The sequence below is a fragment of the Paenibacillus aurantiacus genome (assembly GCF_042431225.1).
GTDB lineage: Bacteria > Bacillota > Bacilli > Paenibacillales > Paenibacillaceae > Paenibacillus_Z > Paenibacillus_Z aurantiacus.
In genome coordinates this window covers 84,885-104,748 of sequence record NZ_JBHMDO010000034.1, presented here as the reverse complement: position 1 = coordinate 104,748, position 19,864 = coordinate 84,885, and the positions used below count along the sequence as shown (strand labels likewise).

Annotated in this window: 18 protein-coding genes; 5 read left to right on the top strand and 13 right to left on the bottom strand. The window is 57.4% G+C overall.

Features of this window, described 5'->3' with window-relative positions:
- The first annotated feature begins 330 nt into the window (after positions 1-330).
- Positions 331-1,518, top strand: coding sequence for a ParB/RepB/Spo0J family partition protein (locus ACFFSY_RS21915; RefSeq protein ID WP_377498066.1), 1,188 nt, complete (start codon positions 331-333; stop codon positions 1,516-1,518).
- Positions 1,519-1,591: 73 nt separating this feature from the next.
- On the opposite strand, the gene ACFFSY_RS21910 is transcribed toward ACFFSY_RS21915, so the two are convergent.
- Entirely contained in the window at positions 1,592-2,485 is an 894-nt protein-coding gene (locus tag ACFFSY_RS21910) for a L,D-transpeptidase family protein (protein WP_377498064.1), read from the bottom strand.
- Positions 2,486-2,766: 281 nt separating this feature from the next.
- Positions 2,767-3,984: a niacin permease NiaP gene (locus ACFFSY_RS21905; protein ID WP_377498062.1), complete on the bottom strand. Its 1,218-nt coding sequence runs from the start codon at positions 3,982-3,984 to the stop codon at positions 2,767-2,769.
- Positions 3,985-4,100: 116 nt separating this feature from the next.
- Between ACFFSY_RS21905 and ACFFSY_RS21900 the strand changes: the two genes are divergently transcribed.
- Positions 4,101-4,901 carry a 3'-5' exonuclease gene (locus tag ACFFSY_RS21900; protein ID WP_377498060.1) on the top strand — a complete coding sequence of 267 codons (801 nt, stop codon included), beginning with the start codon at positions 4,101-4,103 and terminating at the stop codon, positions 4,899-4,901.
- Between the two features lie 146 nt (positions 4,902-5,047).
- Here the strand turns inward: ACFFSY_RS21900 and ACFFSY_RS21895 are convergent, their stop codons facing one another.
- Complete coding sequence (locus ACFFSY_RS21895) at positions 5,048-5,806, bottom strand: hypothetical protein (protein ID WP_377498058.1); 759 nt, start codon at positions 5,804-5,806, stop codon at positions 5,048-5,050.
- An 84-nt stretch (positions 5,807-5,890) separates the two neighbouring features.
- The gene (locus ACFFSY_RS21890) at positions 5,891-6,820 is read right to left on the bottom strand and encodes a LysR family transcriptional regulator (RefSeq protein ID WP_377498057.1); all 930 of its coding nucleotides are present in this window, start codon (positions 6,818-6,820) and stop codon (positions 5,891-5,893) included.
- Positions 6,821-6,947: 127 nt separating this feature from the next.
- On the opposite strand from ACFFSY_RS21890, the gene ACFFSY_RS21885 reads away from it, so the two are divergent.
- A complete protein-coding gene (locus tag ACFFSY_RS21885) occupies positions 6,948-8,021 on the top strand; it encodes a branched-chain amino acid aminotransferase (protein ID WP_377498055.1) in 1,074 nt (357 codons plus the stop codon).
- Between the two features lie 133 nt (positions 8,022-8,154).
- On the opposite strand, the gene ACFFSY_RS21880 is transcribed toward ACFFSY_RS21885, so the two are convergent.
- The 7 genes from ACFFSY_RS21880 to ACFFSY_RS21850 form a co-directional block, all read right to left on the bottom strand.
- The gene (locus ACFFSY_RS21880) at positions 8,155-8,697 is read right to left on the bottom strand and encodes a hypothetical protein (RefSeq protein WP_377498053.1); all 543 of its coding nucleotides are present in this window, start codon (positions 8,695-8,697) and stop codon (positions 8,155-8,157) included.
- Between the two features lie 97 nt (positions 8,698-8,794).
- Positions 8,795-9,070 (bottom strand): hypothetical protein, encoded by a 276-nt coding sequence (locus ACFFSY_RS21875; RefSeq protein WP_377498051.1) that lies wholly within the window; start codon positions 9,068-9,070, stop codon positions 8,795-8,797.
- A gap of 186 nt (positions 9,071-9,256) precedes the next feature.
- On the bottom strand, positions 9,257-10,672 hold the full coding sequence (locus ACFFSY_RS21870) for an NAD-dependent malic enzyme (protein ID WP_377498049.1): 1,416 nt from the start codon (positions 10,670-10,672) through the stop codon (positions 9,257-9,259).
- A gap of 15 nt (positions 10,673-10,687) precedes the next feature.
- Positions 10,688-10,963 carry an HPr family phosphocarrier protein gene (locus ACFFSY_RS21865; protein WP_377498047.1) on the bottom strand — a complete coding sequence of 92 codons (276 nt, stop codon included), beginning with the start codon at positions 10,961-10,963 and terminating at the stop codon, positions 10,688-10,690.
- A gap of 55 nt (positions 10,964-11,018) precedes the next feature.
- Positions 11,019-12,545 carry a tripartite tricarboxylate transporter permease gene (locus ACFFSY_RS21860; protein ID WP_377498045.1) on the bottom strand — a complete coding sequence of 509 codons (1,527 nt, stop codon included), beginning with the start codon at positions 12,543-12,545 and terminating at the stop codon, positions 11,019-11,021.
- Between the two features lie 13 nt (positions 12,546-12,558).
- Positions 12,559-13,020: a tripartite tricarboxylate transporter TctB family protein gene (locus ACFFSY_RS21855; RefSeq protein WP_377498043.1), complete on the bottom strand. Its 462-nt coding sequence runs from the start codon at positions 13,018-13,020 to the stop codon at positions 12,559-12,561.
- Positions 13,021-13,091: 71 nt separating this feature from the next.
- Positions 13,092-14,105 (bottom strand): Bug family tripartite tricarboxylate transporter substrate binding protein, encoded by a 1,014-nt coding sequence (locus tag ACFFSY_RS21850; protein ID WP_377498396.1) that lies wholly within the window; start codon positions 14,103-14,105, stop codon positions 13,092-13,094.
- A 227-nt stretch (positions 14,106-14,332) separates the two neighbouring features.
- On the opposite strand from ACFFSY_RS21850, the gene ACFFSY_RS21845 reads away from it, so the two are divergent.
- Both ACFFSY_RS21845 and ACFFSY_RS21840 read left to right on the top strand, forming a co-directional pair.
- Positions 14,333-15,961: an ATP-binding protein gene (locus ACFFSY_RS21845; RefSeq protein WP_377498040.1), complete on the top strand. Its 1,629-nt coding sequence runs from the start codon at positions 14,333-14,335 to the stop codon at positions 15,959-15,961.
- On the top strand, positions 15,933-16,646 hold the full coding sequence (locus tag ACFFSY_RS21840) for a DUF977 family protein (RefSeq protein ID WP_377498038.1): 714 nt from the start codon (positions 15,933-15,935) through the stop codon (positions 16,644-16,646). Before ACFFSY_RS21845 ends, ACFFSY_RS21840 begins: the two co-directional genes overlap by 29 nt.
- Before the next feature lie 134 nt (positions 16,647-16,780).
- On the opposite strand, the gene ACFFSY_RS21835 is transcribed toward ACFFSY_RS21840, so the two are convergent.
- Positions 16,781-17,500, bottom strand: coding sequence for a 3-ketoacyl-ACP reductase (locus ACFFSY_RS21835; protein WP_377498036.1), 720 nt, complete (start codon positions 17,498-17,500; stop codon positions 16,781-16,783).
- 203 nt (positions 17,501-17,703) lie between these two features.
- Positions 17,704-19,827, bottom strand: coding sequence for a PBP1A family penicillin-binding protein (locus tag ACFFSY_RS21830; RefSeq protein ID WP_377498034.1), 2,124 nt, complete (start codon positions 19,825-19,827; stop codon positions 17,704-17,706).
- Positions 19,828-19,864: the final 37 nt, after the last annotated feature.

The following is a 19,864-nucleotide window of genomic DNA, read 5'->3' as shown; positions in this document are numbered from 1 at the left end:
TCATTTAGGAAATATGAGGCAGTTAGACGGAGCGCCTTATTTCGACAGTTTAAGATTCGTTAAAGATTGTTTTGAGGTATTTTTTGGCCGTAATCAAGCGTAAATCCTTCTCGTCCGGAAGAACAATTCATCTTCGACGAAGAATGACATTGGGTCTGCGGTACCATGATAGTCACCCTCTCTAGACCGCTGTTGCTCCCTTTTCCTCGGCGAAAGTTTCGTTCTTTTCGCTACCTCTACCCTCCCCGACCGGTTTCCCGTATAATAACGTATGTTCGGCTTCGGCTGGTACAGCCTGGCCTATTTGCCAAGATAGGAGTCATCGCCACCATGGATATTACGAACCTTCCCCTAGCGCTTATCGACGAAGATAAAGATCAGCCGCGTTACCAGTTCGGCGAAGAAGCGCTGCAGGAGCTGATGCGCAGCATCGAGGAGCTCGGCCTGCTGTCGCCGATTAAAGTCCGGAACACAGGCGACGGCCGCTACAAAATCATTTACGGCAACCGCCGGTACAAAGCGAGCGTCATGCTCGGCAAAGAGACGATTCCGTGCATCGTCACGGACGTTACGGACGAGACCGAGATCTACCTGGAGCAGATCGCCGAGAACTTGACGCGCGAAGGCTTCTCCCCGATCGAGGAAGCCGAGGCGTTCGACAAGCTATTGAACGGCGGCAAGTTCAACAGCTCCGTCAAGTTTCTCGCCAACAAGCTCGGCAAGACGGAGACCTATATCAAGAACAAATGCGAGCTGCTGAAATTCGGCAAGGCGGTCAAAAAGCTGATCGTCAGCGGGACGGAGATCCGTGCCGGCGTACTGACCGAAGATCAGCTTCTCCCGCTGAAAGATCTGCCGATGGAGCACCGCGATCCGCTCGCGCTCATCGTCGCGCGCGACGCTCTGCCGGTCAGCGACGTCAAGCGGATCGCCAAGCTGTTCAAGGACAAGGAGATGTCCGCAGCCACGAAGGACAAGCTGCTGTTCAAGACCGGGCACGAGCTGCTCGAGACATGGGCGACCTTCGAGCAGAACAAGAAATATCGCGCGGAGGCGGCGAAGGCGAAAGCGGCTCAGGAAGAAGAACGTCAACGCAAGCAGCAGGAAGCGGCGGCTCAGAAGGCTGCGCAGGATCAGGAGGATGCTTCGGTGAAGCCTGTCATCCCGCAAGCATCGCCGCAAGTTAGCGGAATCATATCGGCCGCATCGCCTTCAACGCCATCGAATCCGGACGTCCCGTCGCAGCAGGAACTGTCTATCGGCAGTGCAGAGCCAGCCGCAGCGCCGCTCGCACCGGAACGCGCCTCGCTTGTGGCCAAGCTGGACAAGTCGCTGCACGCCGCGACTTCCCCTATCCCGGTCACGGAAGCGGAGCTTCGAGCGCTGGCTGACCTTACGGGCGAAGAGGCGCTCGAGCTGGCAACCCGGATCGATGAGCTGCTCCTCCGCTTGGAGACAAGCAGACAAATCTGGACGAACGTGAAGGATGCGATTTCAGCCGGATCCGTATCGTCGTAAGGCGTACGATTGTGCGCCCTAATGCAAAAAAAGCGTTCCCTCCAAGCTGGAGCGGAACGCTTTTTCGCATTTTTTAGGAAGATAGGATAATGGCTTGACTCTTGGAATTCCATTCGGCTTGATAACCCAGTAGCTCGGATATGGCCCGCAGCGGCAGCATGATCGATTCATTCTCCCACCTTGAAGGATCGATGGCGACGGCCTCTCCGTTGACGTGCGCTTCGCTTGCGCCTGGCACGTAGGTGATGACCCGATCTGCGATCGTGGCCGTCGCGGTCCGGCTCGCTTCATCCCATACGACGGTCGCGCCGAGAATCTCGAAGCACTCGCGCATCGGCATGTAGATTCGATTGCTCGCGTTCAGCAGCGGCTTCTTCAGTTGGGCCTCCGCCCCGTTCACGATGAGCGTCCCTTCGAAGCGCTGTACGCCGAGCGCATAGCCCTGCTTGATCGCCAGCTCCTCGAACGACAGCTTCGAGGAGATTATGAGCGCGGTCGTGCCGGTCTTGATTTCGCCGAACAGCCAATGGATGTCATCGTTGTACATGCGGATACAACCCGCGCTAACATATTTGCCAATCGACTTCTTGTTGTTGTTGCCATGGATCGCGTAGGTGGTCCCCTTCGTTCCGTTCACGTCCAGCCCAAGCCATCGGTCGCCGAGCGGGTTGGCAGGATCGCCGCCGGGAATCTTATCCTTATAATAAGGGCGGTTCTTGATCTTGTTGACGATCTTGAAGCTGCCCTCTGGCGTCAAGCTAGGCGTCTTGCCGGTTGCGACGCGAAACTCCTTCACGAGCTCGCCGCCGCTGAAATACGCGAGTTTGTTCGTCTTCTTGTTGACGATGATGAGATCCTCCTGCGCGGAACCGGCCTGCGCGGCAGCCGGGAACATCGCCGCGCAGCACGCGAGTATCACCATCATCACCACGATGAATTTTCGTTTGTTCGGATGCAAAAAGCCCATTCACTCCTCTCGGTTAATCGACACCAAACGAAACGGCTGCGTCATTTTATGCGGCGCTGCGCGTTTCGTTCCGGCTAACAATATATTGTCATTTACGTTCTTTTACGACAGATCGGTCGCTAAAGAAACGTTAAACTTTACACGCCATGCAAGGCGAACGCAAAGAACCGCCAGGCGTTTAGTCTCCTGACGGTGAAGGGCTTGTCTAGGTTGCAATCATTTGCCAATAAAGTGAGACAACTTGTCCGCTCGATAGTTGCTCGCGAAGCGCAGCCTATCGGTCATGCTGCATCCGGATCCAGCCCTTTGGTTTCCTTCCCGAGGAACAGCACAGCTGCCGCGCCGAGCAGGATCGCCCCGAAGAACAGGAGGAAGATGCTCAGGAGGGAGACGCCACGGTCGATGAGCGTGCCGACCACATAAGGACCGATTACCCCGCCGACGCGGCCGAACGAAGCGGCCAATCCGACGCCGGTCGAGCGAACTTCGGACTTGTAGAGCTCCGGCGTATAGGCGTACATGCCGCCCCACGCGCCAAGGTTGAAGAAGGATAAGCTCATGCCTGCCGCTATGATCATGCCGGGCGAGTTGGAGAGCGCGAACCAGATCGCGCTGACCGCCGTCAGGAGCAAGTAGATGACAAGTACGAATTTGCGGCCATACCGTTCGATGAAATACGCCGCCGTGAAGTAACCCGGCAGTTGGGCGAGCGTAATGATGAGCACGTACTCGAAGCTCTTCACCAACGTGAATCCTTTCTTCAGCATCAGTGTCGGCAGCCATAGAAACATCCCGTAATAAGAGAAGACGACCGTGAACCATAATAACCACAGCATTAGCGTCGCGGTCTTGTATTCCGACGACCAGACGGCGGCGACGCGCTGACGAATGGTCAACTTCGCGCTTAAGCTGCGCTCGAACTTCGGCGAATCGGCGATCGCCTTGCGCAAGTAAATGGCGTACAACGCCGGTACCGCGCCGATGACGAACGCCGCACGCCAGCCGTAATCAGGTATGACGAAAAACGCGATAAGCGCGGCGGCGATCCAGCCAATTGCCCAGAAGCTCTCGAGCAGCACGACCGCGCGGCCCCTGTCCTTCGCCGGCACCGATTCCGAGACGAGCGTCGAGGCGACCGGCAGCTCGCCCCCCAGCCCGAAGCCGGTTATGAACCGAAGCATGCACAGAACGGCGAAGCTGCCCGCAAGCGCCGACAAACCGCTGGCCGCGGAGAAGATAAGCAGCGTCAGGATAAGCACGTTCGCGCGGCCGTATTTGTCGGCCAGCATCCCCGCGCATGCGGCGCCGACGGCCATGCCGATCGAATTGATCGCGCTGATTAGGCCGATTTGATGCGCGGTAAGCTGCCACTCTACCGCGAGCGCCGCGACGATGAACGATACCATGCCGACGTCCATCGCGTCGAACAGCCAGCTAAGTCCCGCGCTCAGCAGCAGCTTGCGCGACTTCTTCTCTTTCAGGAGGACGGCGATTCCCATAGGGCTAACCTCTTTTCGAAAACGTATTTTGAACCAGAAAAGGCGAAGAACATCCCACTTTTCGTTCATGATCTGTTAATATAAAGGTATTTGATCATCCCCAGGAGGCTTCACTAGTGGACTATATTGTGTTAGACATTGAATTTAACGGCCGAAAATTCGCAAGCGAGCTGCCGATGGAAGTCATCGAGATCGGCGCGGTGCGTCTGGACGCCGATATGAATCAGATCGATACGTTCACCTCGCTCATCAAGCCGGTGTATTTCGCCAAGCTGAACAACTTCATCAAGAAGAAGACCGGCATTCCGCAAGCCGATATCGATATCGCGCCGGGCTTCCGCAAAGTAAGCGCCGATTTCATCGCCTGGCTGTCCAAGAGCGAATCCTTCCTCCTTATTACCTGGGGCGGCGAGGATTTGAAGCGCATCATCTACGATACGCGCATGCATAAGCAAGACGATGCCTTCTGGATGGCCGCGACGTATTTCGACCTGCTGAAGGGCTATCTCCGGGTCAAAAATGTAACCAACGACGTCAGCGTCGAAGCCGCGCTCGCGGAACTTGGGATCGAATCCGAAGGATCCGCGCACCGGGCGCTCGACGATGCGATCATGACCGCGAAGATTCTTCGCGCCATCGCGGGCAGTCTGGATTTCACCCGCAGCCAACAGTTCAAAGACGCGTATTCCAATTCCAAGGAGCGCCGGATGGTGAAGAACGCAATCCGGTCCATGCGCGCCCAGCGTCAGACGCTGCAATGGGAGACGCTCGTCGAGAAATACCTGAAGGACCGCATCGCGCTCGCCGACCCTCGCAAGGCAGCGGAGCTTGAGGAGTATTTTCACGAAGAATTGGCCAAACCCGTACCGGAGAAGCCGGTTCGCGAGAAGTCGGAGACGGCCGAGACCAACGCTTAGAGCGGTCGTCTCTTCGTGTGACGCAAACCAAATAACCCTGCCGTTCTTGGAACGGTAGGGTTATTTTGCATCCAGGGCGATATCGGCATACACGGGGAGAGAACCGACGATCTTCAAAGTTGTCGCATCGCGACATCCGCGTTGCATCAGTTCTCCGGTATGGCATTCGCGGTTATGGCGGTATCGTAGGCGGAAGACGTTACAACCGGTTCTTCGGCAGCGCCGCCGGCTCCCAAGATGGCATTCAACGTCAGCGATAAGTTCGAGCCCCGTTCATGATGCACATATGGAGCCCTGCTGCGGAAGTAATGCGGGTGCCCGCCGAGGAGCGTCACCGTGGCGATATGGCCTGGCGCGTACTTGCGCCTGTCCCAATAGAGCAGTCCGAGCTTGTTGCGCTTCCATCCGCCCCACGTTCCGATACGCGTAATCGGATCGCGATACTTCAACGCCTCGTCGACGGCGAAGAAATAATGAACGCGGCTCTTGTGCTCCTGACGGATCGGCACCTTCGGCGAACCGAGCTGCACGACGCGAAAATCCGGAATAGCGCCTTCGTCCGCGAGTATGCTTGCCGCTTGGTAGGCGGCGACGCCGCCTCCGCTATGGCCGATGAGCAGGACTGGCTTGCCCAGGGACCGTTCCTTCACCTGCTGCGCGGCCGATCTTCCGCCAAGACGCGCCGAGCGGATCCGGGAGAGATCGCCATGGACATCGTAAATTTGGCGTACCATGCTCTGCGTCTGGTCACCATATGGGAACAGCTCCCGGATCGCCGGCGCAAGTCCGATCCGGGCGAGCCTTGCGGTAAGCTCCGCTTTGCAATCGGTGAAGAACGCCCGCGTAGAGCCGATTCCGGCCAGCAGATAGACATCCCAGTCTTCCGTTATTGCTTTCTCCAACATATTCGCTGTTCACCACTTTCAAGGTAACAATTGGACCGGTCGGCCAGTCATCCTGGCGTATAGTATGGACGGTTGCGCTGGCATTCATTCCCTGGCATTCATGCGGGACGCGCCGCTGCCCTCGTGATCGCGGAAGCTGTCGATGAACAGCTGAGCGGATTTCGACAAGTAGCGGTCTTTCAGCCATAATATGCCGACATCCGACTGGAAATCCGCATCTTCGATCTCAAGCATCTTGACGATTGTAGAGGGGAAGGACGACATGACCGACTTGGGGAATACCGTCGCCCCGATCCCTTCCGCGATGAGCGACATGATAATCGCCACGCTGGAGCATTCGCAAATGATGTCAGGCTCGAATCCGTGCCGCTTGCAGGCGCTGACGACCTGCTGGTGCATACGATGCGTCTTATCCGTCTTTAGCGACAAGAACGGGAAATCCGCCAGCTCCTCCATCCGGATCGACCGTCTATCCGTATAGCGCGCCCATGCGCTAGGAATAACAACGACGAAGGGGTCCGAAGGCAGCGGCAAGACTTGATACGCGGTTGACCGGGTCATCGCTTCAAAAGGCAGCCGCGCGACGACGAGCTCGATCGAACGCTTGTCCAGCAGTTCGCCCAGATAGAAATGGTCGCCCTCGGCGATCTTGAACGTCGTATGCGGATAGCGGCGGCGGAACGATTCGATCCGCTTCGGCAGCAGCGAGATGCAGGAGACGACGGAACCGATCGACAGGACCCCTTGCACGGCCTGCTCCCGCTCCTTCACTTCTTTCATCGCTTCTTCGAATTGCAGGAGCAGCGTCTCCGCCTTCTCCCGCAGCAGCTCCCCGGCATCGGTGAGCTTCAGCCTTTTGCCGTTGCGGTCGAACAGCGTGACGCCGAGCTCTTCCTCCATCTGCTTGAGCTGGCGGCTGAGCGGCGGCTGTTCCATATTGAGCAGCTTGGCGGCCCGGGTAATTTGCTCTTCTTGCGCGATAGTGACAAAATATTTCAATTGGCGCAAATCCAACTCGCGTTGCACTCCTTCTTCCATACCTTTTGGGTATATGAATCACATCAAATAGATATTTTTAATATACCCCAAGGAGTGGTAGCATTCAATATAGTGAAACGACATCCAAAGGAGAGAACGCTGCATGGCCTACAAGATCGACATCACGCTAACCCCGCACAAGAAAGAGAAGCCCGCTTCGGACAAACTGGGCTTCGGGATTCATTACACCGATCACATGTTCATCCTCGATTATTCGGTCGATAAAGGATGGCATGATGCCCGTATCGTTCCTTACGGCCCGATTACGCTCGACCCGGCCGCGAAGGTGTTCCATTACGGTCAAACGATCTTCGAAGGCTTGAAGGCTTACCGGACGGCAGACGGACGCATTCAGCTGTTCCGTCCGCAGAAGAACTTCCAGCGTCTGAACTTGTCGAACGCGCGTCTGAGCATCCCCGATCTTGACGGCGAGCTCGCGCTTGAAGCATTGAAGGCGCTGGTACGCGTCGACCAGGATTGGATTCCGGACGCGCCGGGCACGTCCTTGTACATCCGCCCATTCGTCATCGCGACGCAAGCCGCGCTCGGCGTAGCGCCGTCGACGCAGTACAAGTTCATGATCATCATGTCGCCTGTCGGCGCTTATTACGCGGAAGGCATCAACCCGGTTAAGATTTACGTCGAATCCGAACATGTTCGCGCGGTCAAAGGCGGCGTCGGCGAAGCGAAGACGGCAGGCAACTACGCGGCAGGCTTGAACGCCCAGGAAGCGGCGTCCAAGAAAGGCTACTCCCAAATTCTATGGCTGGACGGCGTACACCGCAGCTACATCGAAGAAGTCGGCAGCATGAACGTCTTCTTCAAGATCAACGGCGAGGTGCACACGCCAGCGCTTAGCGGCAGCATTTTGGCAGGCATTACGCGCGACTCGATGATTCAGCTGATCCAGAGCTGGGGCATCCCGGTTATCGAGCGTCCAATCACGATCGAGGAGATCTACGAAGCAGGTCGCACCGGCGCATTGGAAGAAGCGTTCGGCACCGGTACAGCAGCCGTTATCTCGCCGATCGGCGAACTGAACTGGCAGGACGAGCGTCTTACCATCAATGACGGCAAGACGGGCGAACTGTCCAGCAAGCTGTACGAGACGCTCACCGGCATTCAGAACGGAACGCTTGCCGATCCGTTCGGCTGGACGGTCGAAGTCCCGCAATAACGATTCGTTAATTACGTTAGGCCAAGCTCGATTTCTAGGCAAGACAAAACCACCGGTACTCTGCTCATCAGCAGCGGCGCCGGTGGTTTTGTCATTCTAGCTTATTTGACGATGGTTCCGTTGATGTATCCGTTCAGGCTTCCGACTCATCCTGCAGCGTGTTCCAACGTCTGCTTGCCTGCTGCAGCTTCGGATGCGGCGCATCGGGCTGGTCCGTCAGCACAAGGCGAAGTTTCGTGATCCACTCGTCGAAGGAAGCATACGACGCGAATCGGTTCGCCATCTCCGACGTCATAAGCAGAAAGAACGGCTTGGGATAAATTTCGGTCATGTGCCGCAGTGCGGAATCGATCGGCGTGTATTTTTTCCTTTTGCCATCCAGCCCTTCAACGAGGATATCCGGGTTATGCGTATCGCGTTTCCACTCGTGCAGATCATCAAGCCTTTTATGATACGGACGCACCGGAGTAACGCCCATTCGCTTCGCCGTCTCTTCGTGGATCGGATACAGCACGAATTTCTCGAAATGCCGTTTCTCCGCATAAGTCGCTGCCTCATTCAATTCGACAATGCCGACATGCTCGAACGCATCGTAATAGATTAACGTCCCCTTCCGGCTGGCAGTAGGCGGCTCATAGCCGAATTCGACCGATCTGGCAATCCGGTTCACGCGCATCCCTCCTATCCTCTGCTTCTTACCCGTATTGTACCCGCTTGTCGGCGCTTGGATCAAATAACAAAAAAAGATCCGCGCTCCAAAGCGCGAATCTTCATTACGGCCGCATGCGAAGCTGATCTGCCGTATAGCCATGGTCCTTCAACGCCCGGATGACCCGAAATGCGATCACCGGCGATTGACTCGGGTTGACCGGCTTGAAGGTCATCGTCACGAAATCGGTGATATGCAGTTCATGGCCTTTACGTCTGAAGGCCTCGACATAATCGCCGATGGACGGCATCTTCCCGAAATCGCAATAGACTTCGAACTGCCTGTTTGCTTTGCCATATCGATCAGCGCATTCCACCGTTGCGTAGAACCGCTCTTTCATCGTCTCCACTCCGTCCTGCGCTCGCTTAGATGTGTGTAGGTTGAGGGCCGTACCCCTCCACCTATTCTACAGAATCGACGCGGATGATGGAACGGATGCGGACTAGTAATCGACTGGCACGTCTTCCTCTTCCAACCTTAACGGACAAAAGCGCATCTTCGCGACTATCGCGAAAATGCGCTCATCCTATCCCCGTTCTCTACGTCTGGCGACCCCGGATTCATAAGCCGCTTGGATGACGGCTTCCTTCACCCGGTCAGCCACATGCGGGTTGAATACGCCGGGAATAATGTAATGTTCGCTTAATTCATCGTCGCCGACGACGGACGCGATGGCACGCGCGGCGGCCAGCTTCATCGATTCCGTCACGCGAGAAGCGCGGCAATCGAGTACGCCCCGGAACAAACCAGGGAAGCAGAGGACGTTGTTGATCTGGTTCGGATAATCAGATCGACCTGTCGCCATGACACGTACGAGCCCTTCCGCTTCCTCGGGTGTAATCTCCGGCGTCGGATTCGCCATTGCGAAGACAATCGGATCCGTCGCCATTCGTCTTAGATCCTCCCGCTTCAGCACGCCTGGACCGGACACGCCGATAAAAATATCCGCCCCTTCCAGCACGTCGGACAGCGAACCGCTCTCCATATCCGGATTCGTATGCTCGGCATACCAGCGCCAGGCGGAGTGGGCATATTCTCTGCCGCGGACGATCGCGCCTTCGCGATCGACGCCAATGATGCGGGTGACGCCTGCTGCCTGCAAAATTTTCGTGCAGGCGATCCCCGCCGCGCCAACACCGCACAGCACTACTTTGCAATCCTCCAGCCGCTTGCCTACGATCTTGACCGCGTTGAGGAGTCCGGCCAGCAGCACGACCGCCGTTCCGTGTTGATCGTCGTGGAAGACCGGGATGTCCAGCTCCTCGATCAGCCGCTGCTCAATCTCGAAGCAGCGAGGCGACGAGATGTCTTCCAGATTAATGCCGCCGAAAGCCGGCGCGATCCGCTTGATCGTCGCGATGATCTCTTCGGTGTCCTGCGTGTCCAGGCAGATCGGGAAGGCGTCAACCCCGGCGAGCTGCTTGAACAGCATCGCCTTCCCTTCCATGACCGGCATCGCCGCGAGCGGTCCGATGTTGCCGAGTCCGAGCACGGCGCTGCCGTCCGACACGACGGCTACGGTATTGCGCTTGATGGTCAGCTTGTGGGCGCTGCCGGGATTCTCGCGGATCGCCATGCAGACGTTCGCCACGCCGGGCGTATAGACGCGGGACAGGTCGTCCCGCGTTTTGATCACGATCTTCGGCGTCACCTCGATTTTGCCGCCGAGATGCATAAGGAAGGTCTGGTCCGACACTTGCAGCACGCGCACGCCGGGCAGCGACTCGAGCACCTGTACGATCATGTCTTTGCTGTGCGCGTCGACGATATTGACGGTCAAATCCCGAATCGTCACCGCCTTCCCGCCGCCGCTAACGTCGATGGCGACGATGTCGCCGCCCCAATTGCCGATCGCCGTCGCAATGCGGCCAAAGGCCGCCGCGTCCTTCTCCATTTCCACCCGAATGACGATATTGCTGCTCGCGCTTTTTGGCACCGCCATCTGCTTTCCGCCCTTCTATTCGTTCTCGTTCCCCGCTTCGTTCTTCGTCGCGGTCAATACGGCCGCCAAGTCGTGCTTGTGGAACACGTCCAGCATGGCGACTCTGGCCTCCTCTTCGTCCGGCCCGTGAATATCCAGCTCATAACGGTCGTGACCGAGCAGGGAGAAGCTAAGACCCAGAATGCTCTTCACGTCGATAATGCGGCTGCCGGCTTTCATCACGATGCTCGACCGGAACTGGTTCGCCGTCTGATTGATGTCCACGATCGCTCTCGTACCTAATCCATCCATATTCAGCGCCTCCATCCGATCTGTGGTAATACGGAGTTGTGTGCATTTGGCTTAACTAGCCTTCTTCGTTAACCAGCACTTTCTTGCCGCGCAGCTTCAGAATAAGCGGAATCATCACCCACAGCAGTCCGATGATCAAGAACGCGAGCGACACCGGTTTGTGCAGGAAAATCATGAAGTCGCCGTTGGAAATCGTCAGCGCTCGGCGCATGTTGTTCTCCATCATCGGACCTAGAATAAGACCAAGCACGAGCGGAGCCAGCGGAAAATCATTCTTCTGCAGCACGTACCCGATGATGCCGCATGCCATGATTAGCAGCAGATCGAAGACGGAATACTGAACGGCGTAGACGCCGAATACCGAGAACACGATGATTAACGGAATTAAATACTTGGCTGGCGTCTCAATGACTTTCGCGAAAATTTTGACGAGCGGCATGTTAAGCAGCAGCAGCATCAGGTTGCCGACGAACATACTGGCGATGACGCCCCACGCGATTTGCGGGTGGTCCTGGAACAGAAGCGGACCCGGCTGAACGTTGTACATAATGAACGCGCCCATCAGAATCGCCGTCGTGCCCGAAGATGGGATGCCCAAACTGAGCAGCGGGATCATCGCGCCGCCCGATGCCGCATTGTTCGCCGATTCCGGCGCAGCGACGCCTTCAATTGCGCCTTTGCCGAATTTGGATGGATTGCGGCTAATTTTCTTCTCCATCACATAAGCGAAGAACGAAGCGAGAATCGCGCCCGCGCCAGGCAGCAGTCCGATGAAGAAACCAAGTACCGAACCGCGTGCGATCGGACCTGCGCTGTCCTTCAAATCCTGCTTCGTCGGCATAATGCGAGTGATCTTCGCGATCTCCCCGTCGTTGCCGTCACGCTCGAGAATCGTCTTGAACACTTCGCCGACCGCGAACAACCCGACGGCGACCGTCAGAAACTCGAGCCCTTGATAGAGCTCGGGCAGACCGAAGGTGAAGCGCTCGACGCCGGATACGCTGTCGATGCCGATCGTCGCGAGCAGCAGGCCGCAGGCGGTCATCATGAGCGCCTTGACCATCGATTTGCCGGCCAAGCCGCTAATGGCGAGCAGACCAAGAACCATAAGCGAGAAATATTCGGCGGGACCGAATTTGATCGCGACGGCAGACAGCGGACGAGCCAGGAAGATCAGACCGATCAGCGAGATCAAGCCCGCCGCGAATGAACCGATCGCCGCGATGGCGAGCGCTGCGCCCGCCCGGCCCTGCTTGGCCATCTGATAACCGTCAAGCGTCGTGACGACGGAGGAGGATTCCCCCGGCGTATTCAACAGTATCGAGGTGGTCGATCCACCGTACATCGCGCCATAGTAGACGCCAGCCAGCAGAATGATCGAGCTGGTCGCCGCTTCCTCCGCGCTAAGACCCGACGTGAGCGAAGCCGTAATGGGAATCAGCAGCGCGACGCCGCTCATCGGTCCAATGCCCGGCAGTACGCCGACGACCGTGCCGATCAAGACGCCGAGGAAGACGAAGACGAGATTGTGCCACTGCATGGCCGTCCCGAGGCCGTTCAGCAAGTATTCGATGGTGCTCATTCGCATTCGCCTCCTAGGATAAGCCTAACCATGCAGGAAAGCCGGGGAGCGACCCTTCCAGCACGTTGACATAGAGATAATAGACGCCGTACGAGAAAAGACCGGCAATGATCGCGGATTTCAACAGCTTGCCGCGCTCCATCGTTTGGAAACCAATCATGAGGAAAGCAAAGGTTGAGATGACGAAACCGACGGGCTCCAGCAGTAATGCATATAACACGGCCGAGACGAAAATAATGCCGAACCGCTTGTAGTCAAGGTTGGACTTGCGCCGTTCCTGCTTCTGTCTGCGGAACGTCTCATAGATGAGCCGAGCGCTCATCAGCGATAGGAATCCTCCAAGGAACATCGGGAACACATTAGCCCCAACGTTGCTGCCATACGAACTTGCCGTAATGCCGCGACTGCCAATGATGAATGCGATGCCGATTGCGCAAAAGACGATGCCGGCGTAACGGTCGAACGAATGGTTCATCTTCTCACTCCTCTATGAACGCTCGGGGAAGAGCGATCGGGTACGTTGCTCTCCCCCGTGCGGCTGTTTGTCTATTTTTGCATGCCAAGCGCTGTCAGCATTTCTTTCAGCTGGCCTTCCTGCTCCGCAAGGAACGTCTTGAACGCTTCCGAATCCTTGTAGTCGCTCTGCCAGTTGTTAGCCGTAAGCTCCGATTTCCACTTTTCGGATTCGGTCATCGTTTTGAGCGCGCCATCCCAGAATGCCTTCGCGTCCGCACTCATTTCCTTCGGACCGAAGATGCCGCGCCAGATCAGAAACTCCGCATCAATGCCCAATTCTTTCAGCGTTGGCACTTCCGCCAGACTGCCGCCAAGACGTTCTGGCGATTCCACGGCGAGCACTTTGATTTTGCCGGCCTTCACATATTGATCCAGGGAAGAGGCGTCCGTACCCAGCACATCCGCGTTGCCGCCGAGCAGCGCCGTAATCGCTTCGCCGCCTCCGTCGTAGGAGACATACTTCACGCTCTTCGGATCGATGCCGTATTTATAGGCTGGAAGGATCGATACCAGATGATCCATGGAACCTGGCGCCGAACCTCCCGCGACGGTGAATGCCGTCGGATTCGCTTTCAAGTCATCCAGCAGCGTCTTCAGATCGTTGTATTTGGAGTCGGCCGACACGGCGATGGCACCGTAATCTTTCGTCAGCTGCGCGAGCGGCGTCGAATCGCCGTAGCCATATGGCGAATTGCCTTCCTTCTTCAGATGGTTGATGAGAATCGGCGGCGAGTTAACGAACAGCTTGTAGTTGTCCTTCGTGTCCTTGGTCGCGTATTCGGCCATGAACACCGCGCCGCCTCCGCCTGGTTTGTTCTCGACCGTGATCGGTTTGTCGGTCGCTTTCGTCTCCATGAGCACCTTCGTGATCGTGCGCGCCGTCATATCCCATCCGCCGCCCGCTCCGGACGGGGCGACGATCGTCAGCGCCTTCTCCGGATAAGCAGCACCGCCTCCGCTATTGCCGTTCTTGGCGCTTCCGCATGCGGCAAGACTTACCGCGAGCACGAGCACCGGTGCGATTTTCCATGTCTTCGTGAGCATTCTTTTCATGTATAAGCCCTCCCTGGGATGCGTTTCGTTTGTTTGAATGCGCTTTCTTTGAAGCGCTTTCAGAATAACATCCCCCGCCGCAAATGAAAATGTTAAGGACATAAACGAAAATAACGCGATTTCGGGCATTTTGTTCATTTTGTTCACGGGCGGCCATCAAGATAGCGGTTACAGCTTGTGTTACAATGAGAGCACTCCATCAGAAAGGCGCTGGCGCTATGCGGCTGCAAACGAAGCTCATCCTGCTCCTCTGCTCCCTGCTCGCCTTCGTTACGGTCAGTCTGGGCGGCATCTTCTACGTCGTAATCACGACTTTATTAGAGAAACAGATCGGCGCGCGCGCCTTGACCGTCGCCGAGACGATCGCGGTCATGCCGGATATCCGGGACGCGTTCGACGATCCCGTTCCTTCGAATCGCATCCAGCCGATTGCCGAATCCGCCCGCAAGAAGACTGGCGCGCAATATATCGTGATCGGCAACCGGGAAGGCATCCGCTACGCGCACCCCATCCCCTCGCGAATCGGCGGCAAAATGGTCGGCGGCGACAATGGGCCTGTTCTCGAAGGACGTTCGATCATCTCCCGGGCGACCGGCTCCATGGGCCCTTCCCTCCGCGGCAAAGCGCCCGTCTTCGGCGATGACGGCACCGTCATCGGCATCGTCTCCGTCGGCTTCCTGACGGATGAGATCGACACGATCGCGGATACGTATCAGACCGAGGTGTTGACCGTCTCCTGCGTCGCTTTGCTGATCGGCGTCATCGGCTCGGTTCTGATCGCCCGCAGCGTGCGCCGTTCGATTCACGGACTGGAACCGAAGGAGATCGGCGAACTGTATACGGAGAAAGAAGCGATTCTCGAGTCGATCCGCGAAGGCATAATCGCAGTCGACCACGAAGGCCGCGTGACGCTCGCCAACCGGTATGCGAACCGGCTGCTTCATATTCCCGATAACGAGAACGTCGTCGGCCGTCAAATCGAGGAGCTGATTCCGAACACGGCCCTTATGGAGGTCGTCCGCAGCGGCATCCCGCAATCGGACCGGGAGCTTATCATCGGCGATCAGGAGGTCATTGCCAACCGCGTTCCGATCCGCGACTTCAATCAGCGCGTGACAGGCGCGGTCTCCAGTTTCCGCAGTAAATCCGAGCTGTACCGGTTAGCCGAGGAGCTGTCCCAGGTGAAGCGATTCGCCGAGTCGCTGCGCGCGCAAACGCATGAATTCTCGAACAAGCTGTATGTGATCTCCGGCTTGATCCAGCTGGAATCGTACCAGGAAGCGATCGAATTAATTAGCAAAGAAGCGGATGTTCATCAGAATTTGATCCAATTCGTCATGCGGGAAGTACCCGATCCCGTCATCGGCGGGCTCATCATCGGCAAGTATAACCACGCCAGCGAGCTGCGCATCGCCTTCCATCTTAACGGGGAAAGCTCGTTCCGCGACATCCCGGCTCACGTGGACCGCGGTCATCTCGTGACGATTATCGGCAATCTCGTCGACAACGCGATGGATGCCGCGCTCGAACGACATCCCGATCAAGAAGGGGAAGTGGCGCTTTTCTTGACCGATCTGGGCGAGGACTTGATTATCGAATGCGAGGACAATGGAGCCGGCATCCCGGACGAACTCGGCGAGACGATCTTCCGCAAAGGCTTCTCCAGCAAGCAAGGCGAGCATCGCGGCATCGGCCTGTCCTTGGTCGAACATGCGGTGAGCAAGCTGAACGGCTATATCACGTACGACCGCAGTCCGATGGGAGGCGCCCACTTTACGGTTGCGATCCCCAAACGAAAGGCTGCGGCACCAAAGGAGCATGAACGCCATGACGAATCCGCCAATTGAAGTGCTTATTATCGAGGACGACGTCAAAATCGCGGAGATTAACCGAAGGTTCGTAGAGCAAATCGACGGCTTCCGCGTGGTCGGCATCGCGACCGACGAGCCGCAAGCGAACGCTCAGCTGGAAGTGCTGAATCCGCAGCTCGTGCTGCTCGACATCTACTTCCCTGGCGCGAGCGGCCTATCGATGCTGCATCATATCCGCGCCCATCACCGAGAGACGGACATCATCATGATTACGGCAGCCCGAGAAAGCGAAGCGGTGCGCGAAGCGATCCGCGGCGGCGCGTTCGACTATATTATGAAGCCGCTCGTGTTCAACCGGCTCAAGGAGACGCTGGTCCGCTATACGGCTTACCGGGCGGAACTGGACCGCCTGACCCGCTCCGACGCATTAAGCCAATCCGACGTGGACCGTCTTACGCTTGGCTCGTCCCGCGCCGATAACGGCGAGCCCCATTCCCTCACGCCCAAAGGGATCGATCGGCTGACGCTCGACAAAGTCGTGCAAGCGCTCGCTGGCGATGGCGCCGGGATGACGGCCGAGCAGGTCGCGAAAGTGATTGGCGCCAGCCGTTCCACGAGCCGCCGTTATTTGGAACATCTTGTCGGCCAAGGCGATGTGTACGCCGACCTTTCCTACGGTGTCGTAGGCCGACCGGAACGGGTCTATCGAACGAAGCATTGATGATGATTAATGTTGTTAAACGTCAAACAAACCATTCATGCCATTAATAAGAATGACAAAAAACGTCATGGCGGAATCGCTTCCGCGCATGACGTTTTTTTGCCGCACTGTTTTTTAGTTAATGCCGTAAACCATTACTGTGGATTCGTCGTCCAGATCCCCGCCGCTTTGACGAATACGCGCGCAGGCAGCTTCAATGCCGCCGTAATCAGCTCCGCGACGTCTTCCGGCTGCATCATGCGGTCTTCGTCGCCGACCTTCAGACCCGCATTCGTGGCGAGCTCCGTATTCACCGTGCTCGGGGTAAGCGCCGTAACGCGAATGTTCGACTTGCGCACTTCTTGCATGAGCGCTTCGGTCAGCCCCATGACCGCGAATTTGGACGCACAGTACGCCGAGCCTGTCGCGAAGCCGCCGAGTCCTGCCGTGGAGGCCACGTTGATAATGGCGCCGCCGTTCTGCTCCAGCATCGTCGGCAGCGCGGCACGCGTTACATAATACGTGCCCATGAGATTGACTTGAATGATACGCTCCCACTGCTCCGGCTCCATGTCGACAAGCTTGCCGAACGATGCGATCCCCGCGTTGTTGATCAGAATATCAAGACGGCCGAGCTTGCCGATCAGCTCGGCGACCGCGCTGTCCGCTTGCTCCTTGACCGATACGTCGGCTATCGCATAGTATGCATTCACGCCGAATGCCGTAAGTTCATCCTTGAGCGCAGCCAGGTCGGCTTCGCTGCGCGCGATCAGACCGATATGCACGCCTTCCTTCGCGAGCGCGATCGCCGTGGACCGTCCGATTCCTTTACCGGCGCCGGTAATAATTGCGGTTTGCTGTTGCAATGCCGTCATATGAAACACTCCTTTATAGGGGAAACCCCTGGATTTTGGCTGGACAACCCATCCAGCTTAACATAGAACGCGTGTTACTCCAAAATTCTAAGCGCACCAGGTGCCCAGCGGAGTCATACGAGCGCCGCATCCGGTACACGAACGCTACAAAGCCCGATTATCCGTCATTTGGTTACTTACCAGCAGCAACATAGCGCTACGGGCTAGTCCTCGCCTTTACCTTTGTGTCCATGCTTTTCTTTCCGTTCGTTCTTCTTCTTGTCGACTTCTTTTCTGAACTTCTCGATTTCCTGTTCGCGCTTCTTCTTCTGCTTGTCGAGCTCCTTCAACCAATCGCGGACTTCCCGCTCATTCCGATCTTTGCGATCTTTGCGGTCTTCTTGATCATCGTCCCCGTCTTGGCGTTGTACCGGCTGCTGCAGCTTCACCGGCGGCACGCCGCCGACCGGCTGGAAGGCCATAACTGGTTCGTTCGCAAGCGCCCCGGACATGATGGCGCGGAATACGGCCGCCGCGGCTTTCGACGTGGTGGTCAAATAATGCTCCGCATCCGAGCGGTCGTAGCCCAGCCATACAGCTGCCGCCAACTGCGGCGTATAGCCGACGAACCAGTTATCCTTCGCACCGTCCCCGTTCGTGCCGGGCATCTGGGTCGTGCCGGTCTTCCCGGCCACGGGACGCCTTTCGATCGCCGCCGTCTTGCCCGTCCCTTCTTGCACCACGCCTTCCAGCATCGCCGTCATCGTGCGCGCCGTCTCGGCTGACACCGCCTGCACGGGCTTCGTCTCCGCCCGGCTCGCCAGAACGGTTCCTGCTTCGTTCTCGATGCGAACGATCGTGTAAGAAGGGATGCGGATGCCGCCATTCGCCAGCGTCCCGAATGCTTCGGCCATTGCCAGCGGCGATTCGCCTTCCTGAAGCCCGCCAAGCGCTAAGCCAAGCCCTCGATCCCGATCCGTTAAGGCAAGACCGAATTTCTCGGCATAGGCCATTCCGGTCTCAATGCCGATCTCATTCAGCGTTTTGACTGCCGGCACGTTGTACGAGTGAATGAGGGCGTCATAGAGCGTTACGGCGCCATGGTATTGGCCGTCGGCGTTCTTAGGCGAATAGCCGTCGAAATCAACCGGCTCGTCGACGATAATCGTTCCCGGCTGCCGCCCCTTCTCCAGCGCAGGCGCATAGACGGCGATCGGCTTCATCGTCGATCCCGGTTGGCGTTTCATTTGCGTCGCCCGGTTCAAGCTGCGGAAGGTAGCATCGCCTCGTCCGCCGACTAGCGCGCGGATGCCCCCGTCCCGCGGATCGACAAGCACGGCGGCGCTCTGAATCAGCTGCTCGTCCCGGCTGGCGGGGAACAACTCGTCATTCGCGTAGGTTTGCTCGACCGCCTGCTGCATAACCGGATCGAGCGCGGTATAGATGCGAAGTCCCCCGTGCAGCACCTCTTCCTCGGTCAACCCGTAGACTTCCGTCGCTTCGCGTATGACCTCGTCCACATAATACGGGTATCGGATCGCTTCCGTGCGGTCTTGCTTCTCCTCCAGCAGCTTGATCGGTTCCATGATGGCCGCCGCGTATTGCTCGGCGCTGATGCGTCCCTGCTCCTTCATCAGATCGAGCACGACGTTCCGGCGCGCCTTCGCTTCTGCCAGGTGCTTCTTCGGCGTAAGCGCCGATGGGGCTTTAATGATACCCGCCAGCAGCGCGGATTCCGCCAGCGTTAGCTTCTTGACGTCTTTGCCGAAATAAACGCTGGCCGCGCGCTTGATCCCCCATGCCCCTTCGCCGAAATAAATATGGTTCATGTACAGCTCGAAAATCTGCTCCTTGCCGTACTCCGTCTCGATCTTCTGGGCGAGCAGCAGCTCGTTCCACTTGCGGGTCCATGTCTTCTCATGGGACAGGAAGACATTCTTGGCCAGCTGCTGGGTGATCGTGCTGCCTCCCTCCACTTTGCCCCCTGCGCTTAGGTTCGCATATAGAGCACGGCTTATGGAGCGCAAGTCCGCGCCGTCATGCTCGAAGAACCGCTTGTCCTCGACCGCGACGACGGCTTGAACGAGAGCGTCCGGCAGCTCGGCGAAGGCGACCGGTTCGACCTTGTTCAGCGAGATGCGGCTAGCTTCCTTGCCGTTCTGATCCAAGATGACCGTCGCATTATGAAGCGGTTCGCTTAGCGGACTGACATCTTGCGCAGCCACCATCATTTTGAACGTGCCTACACCGGCGGCGCCGCTTACGACTATTCCGGCCAGCAGTATGATGCCGACGCGCGTGAGCATGGTTCTGCCGGGCAGCGCGGAATGAATTTTTTTCTCTCTCATTGCCTTGCCCCCTGTTCGATTGTTTCGCTTCCACAAC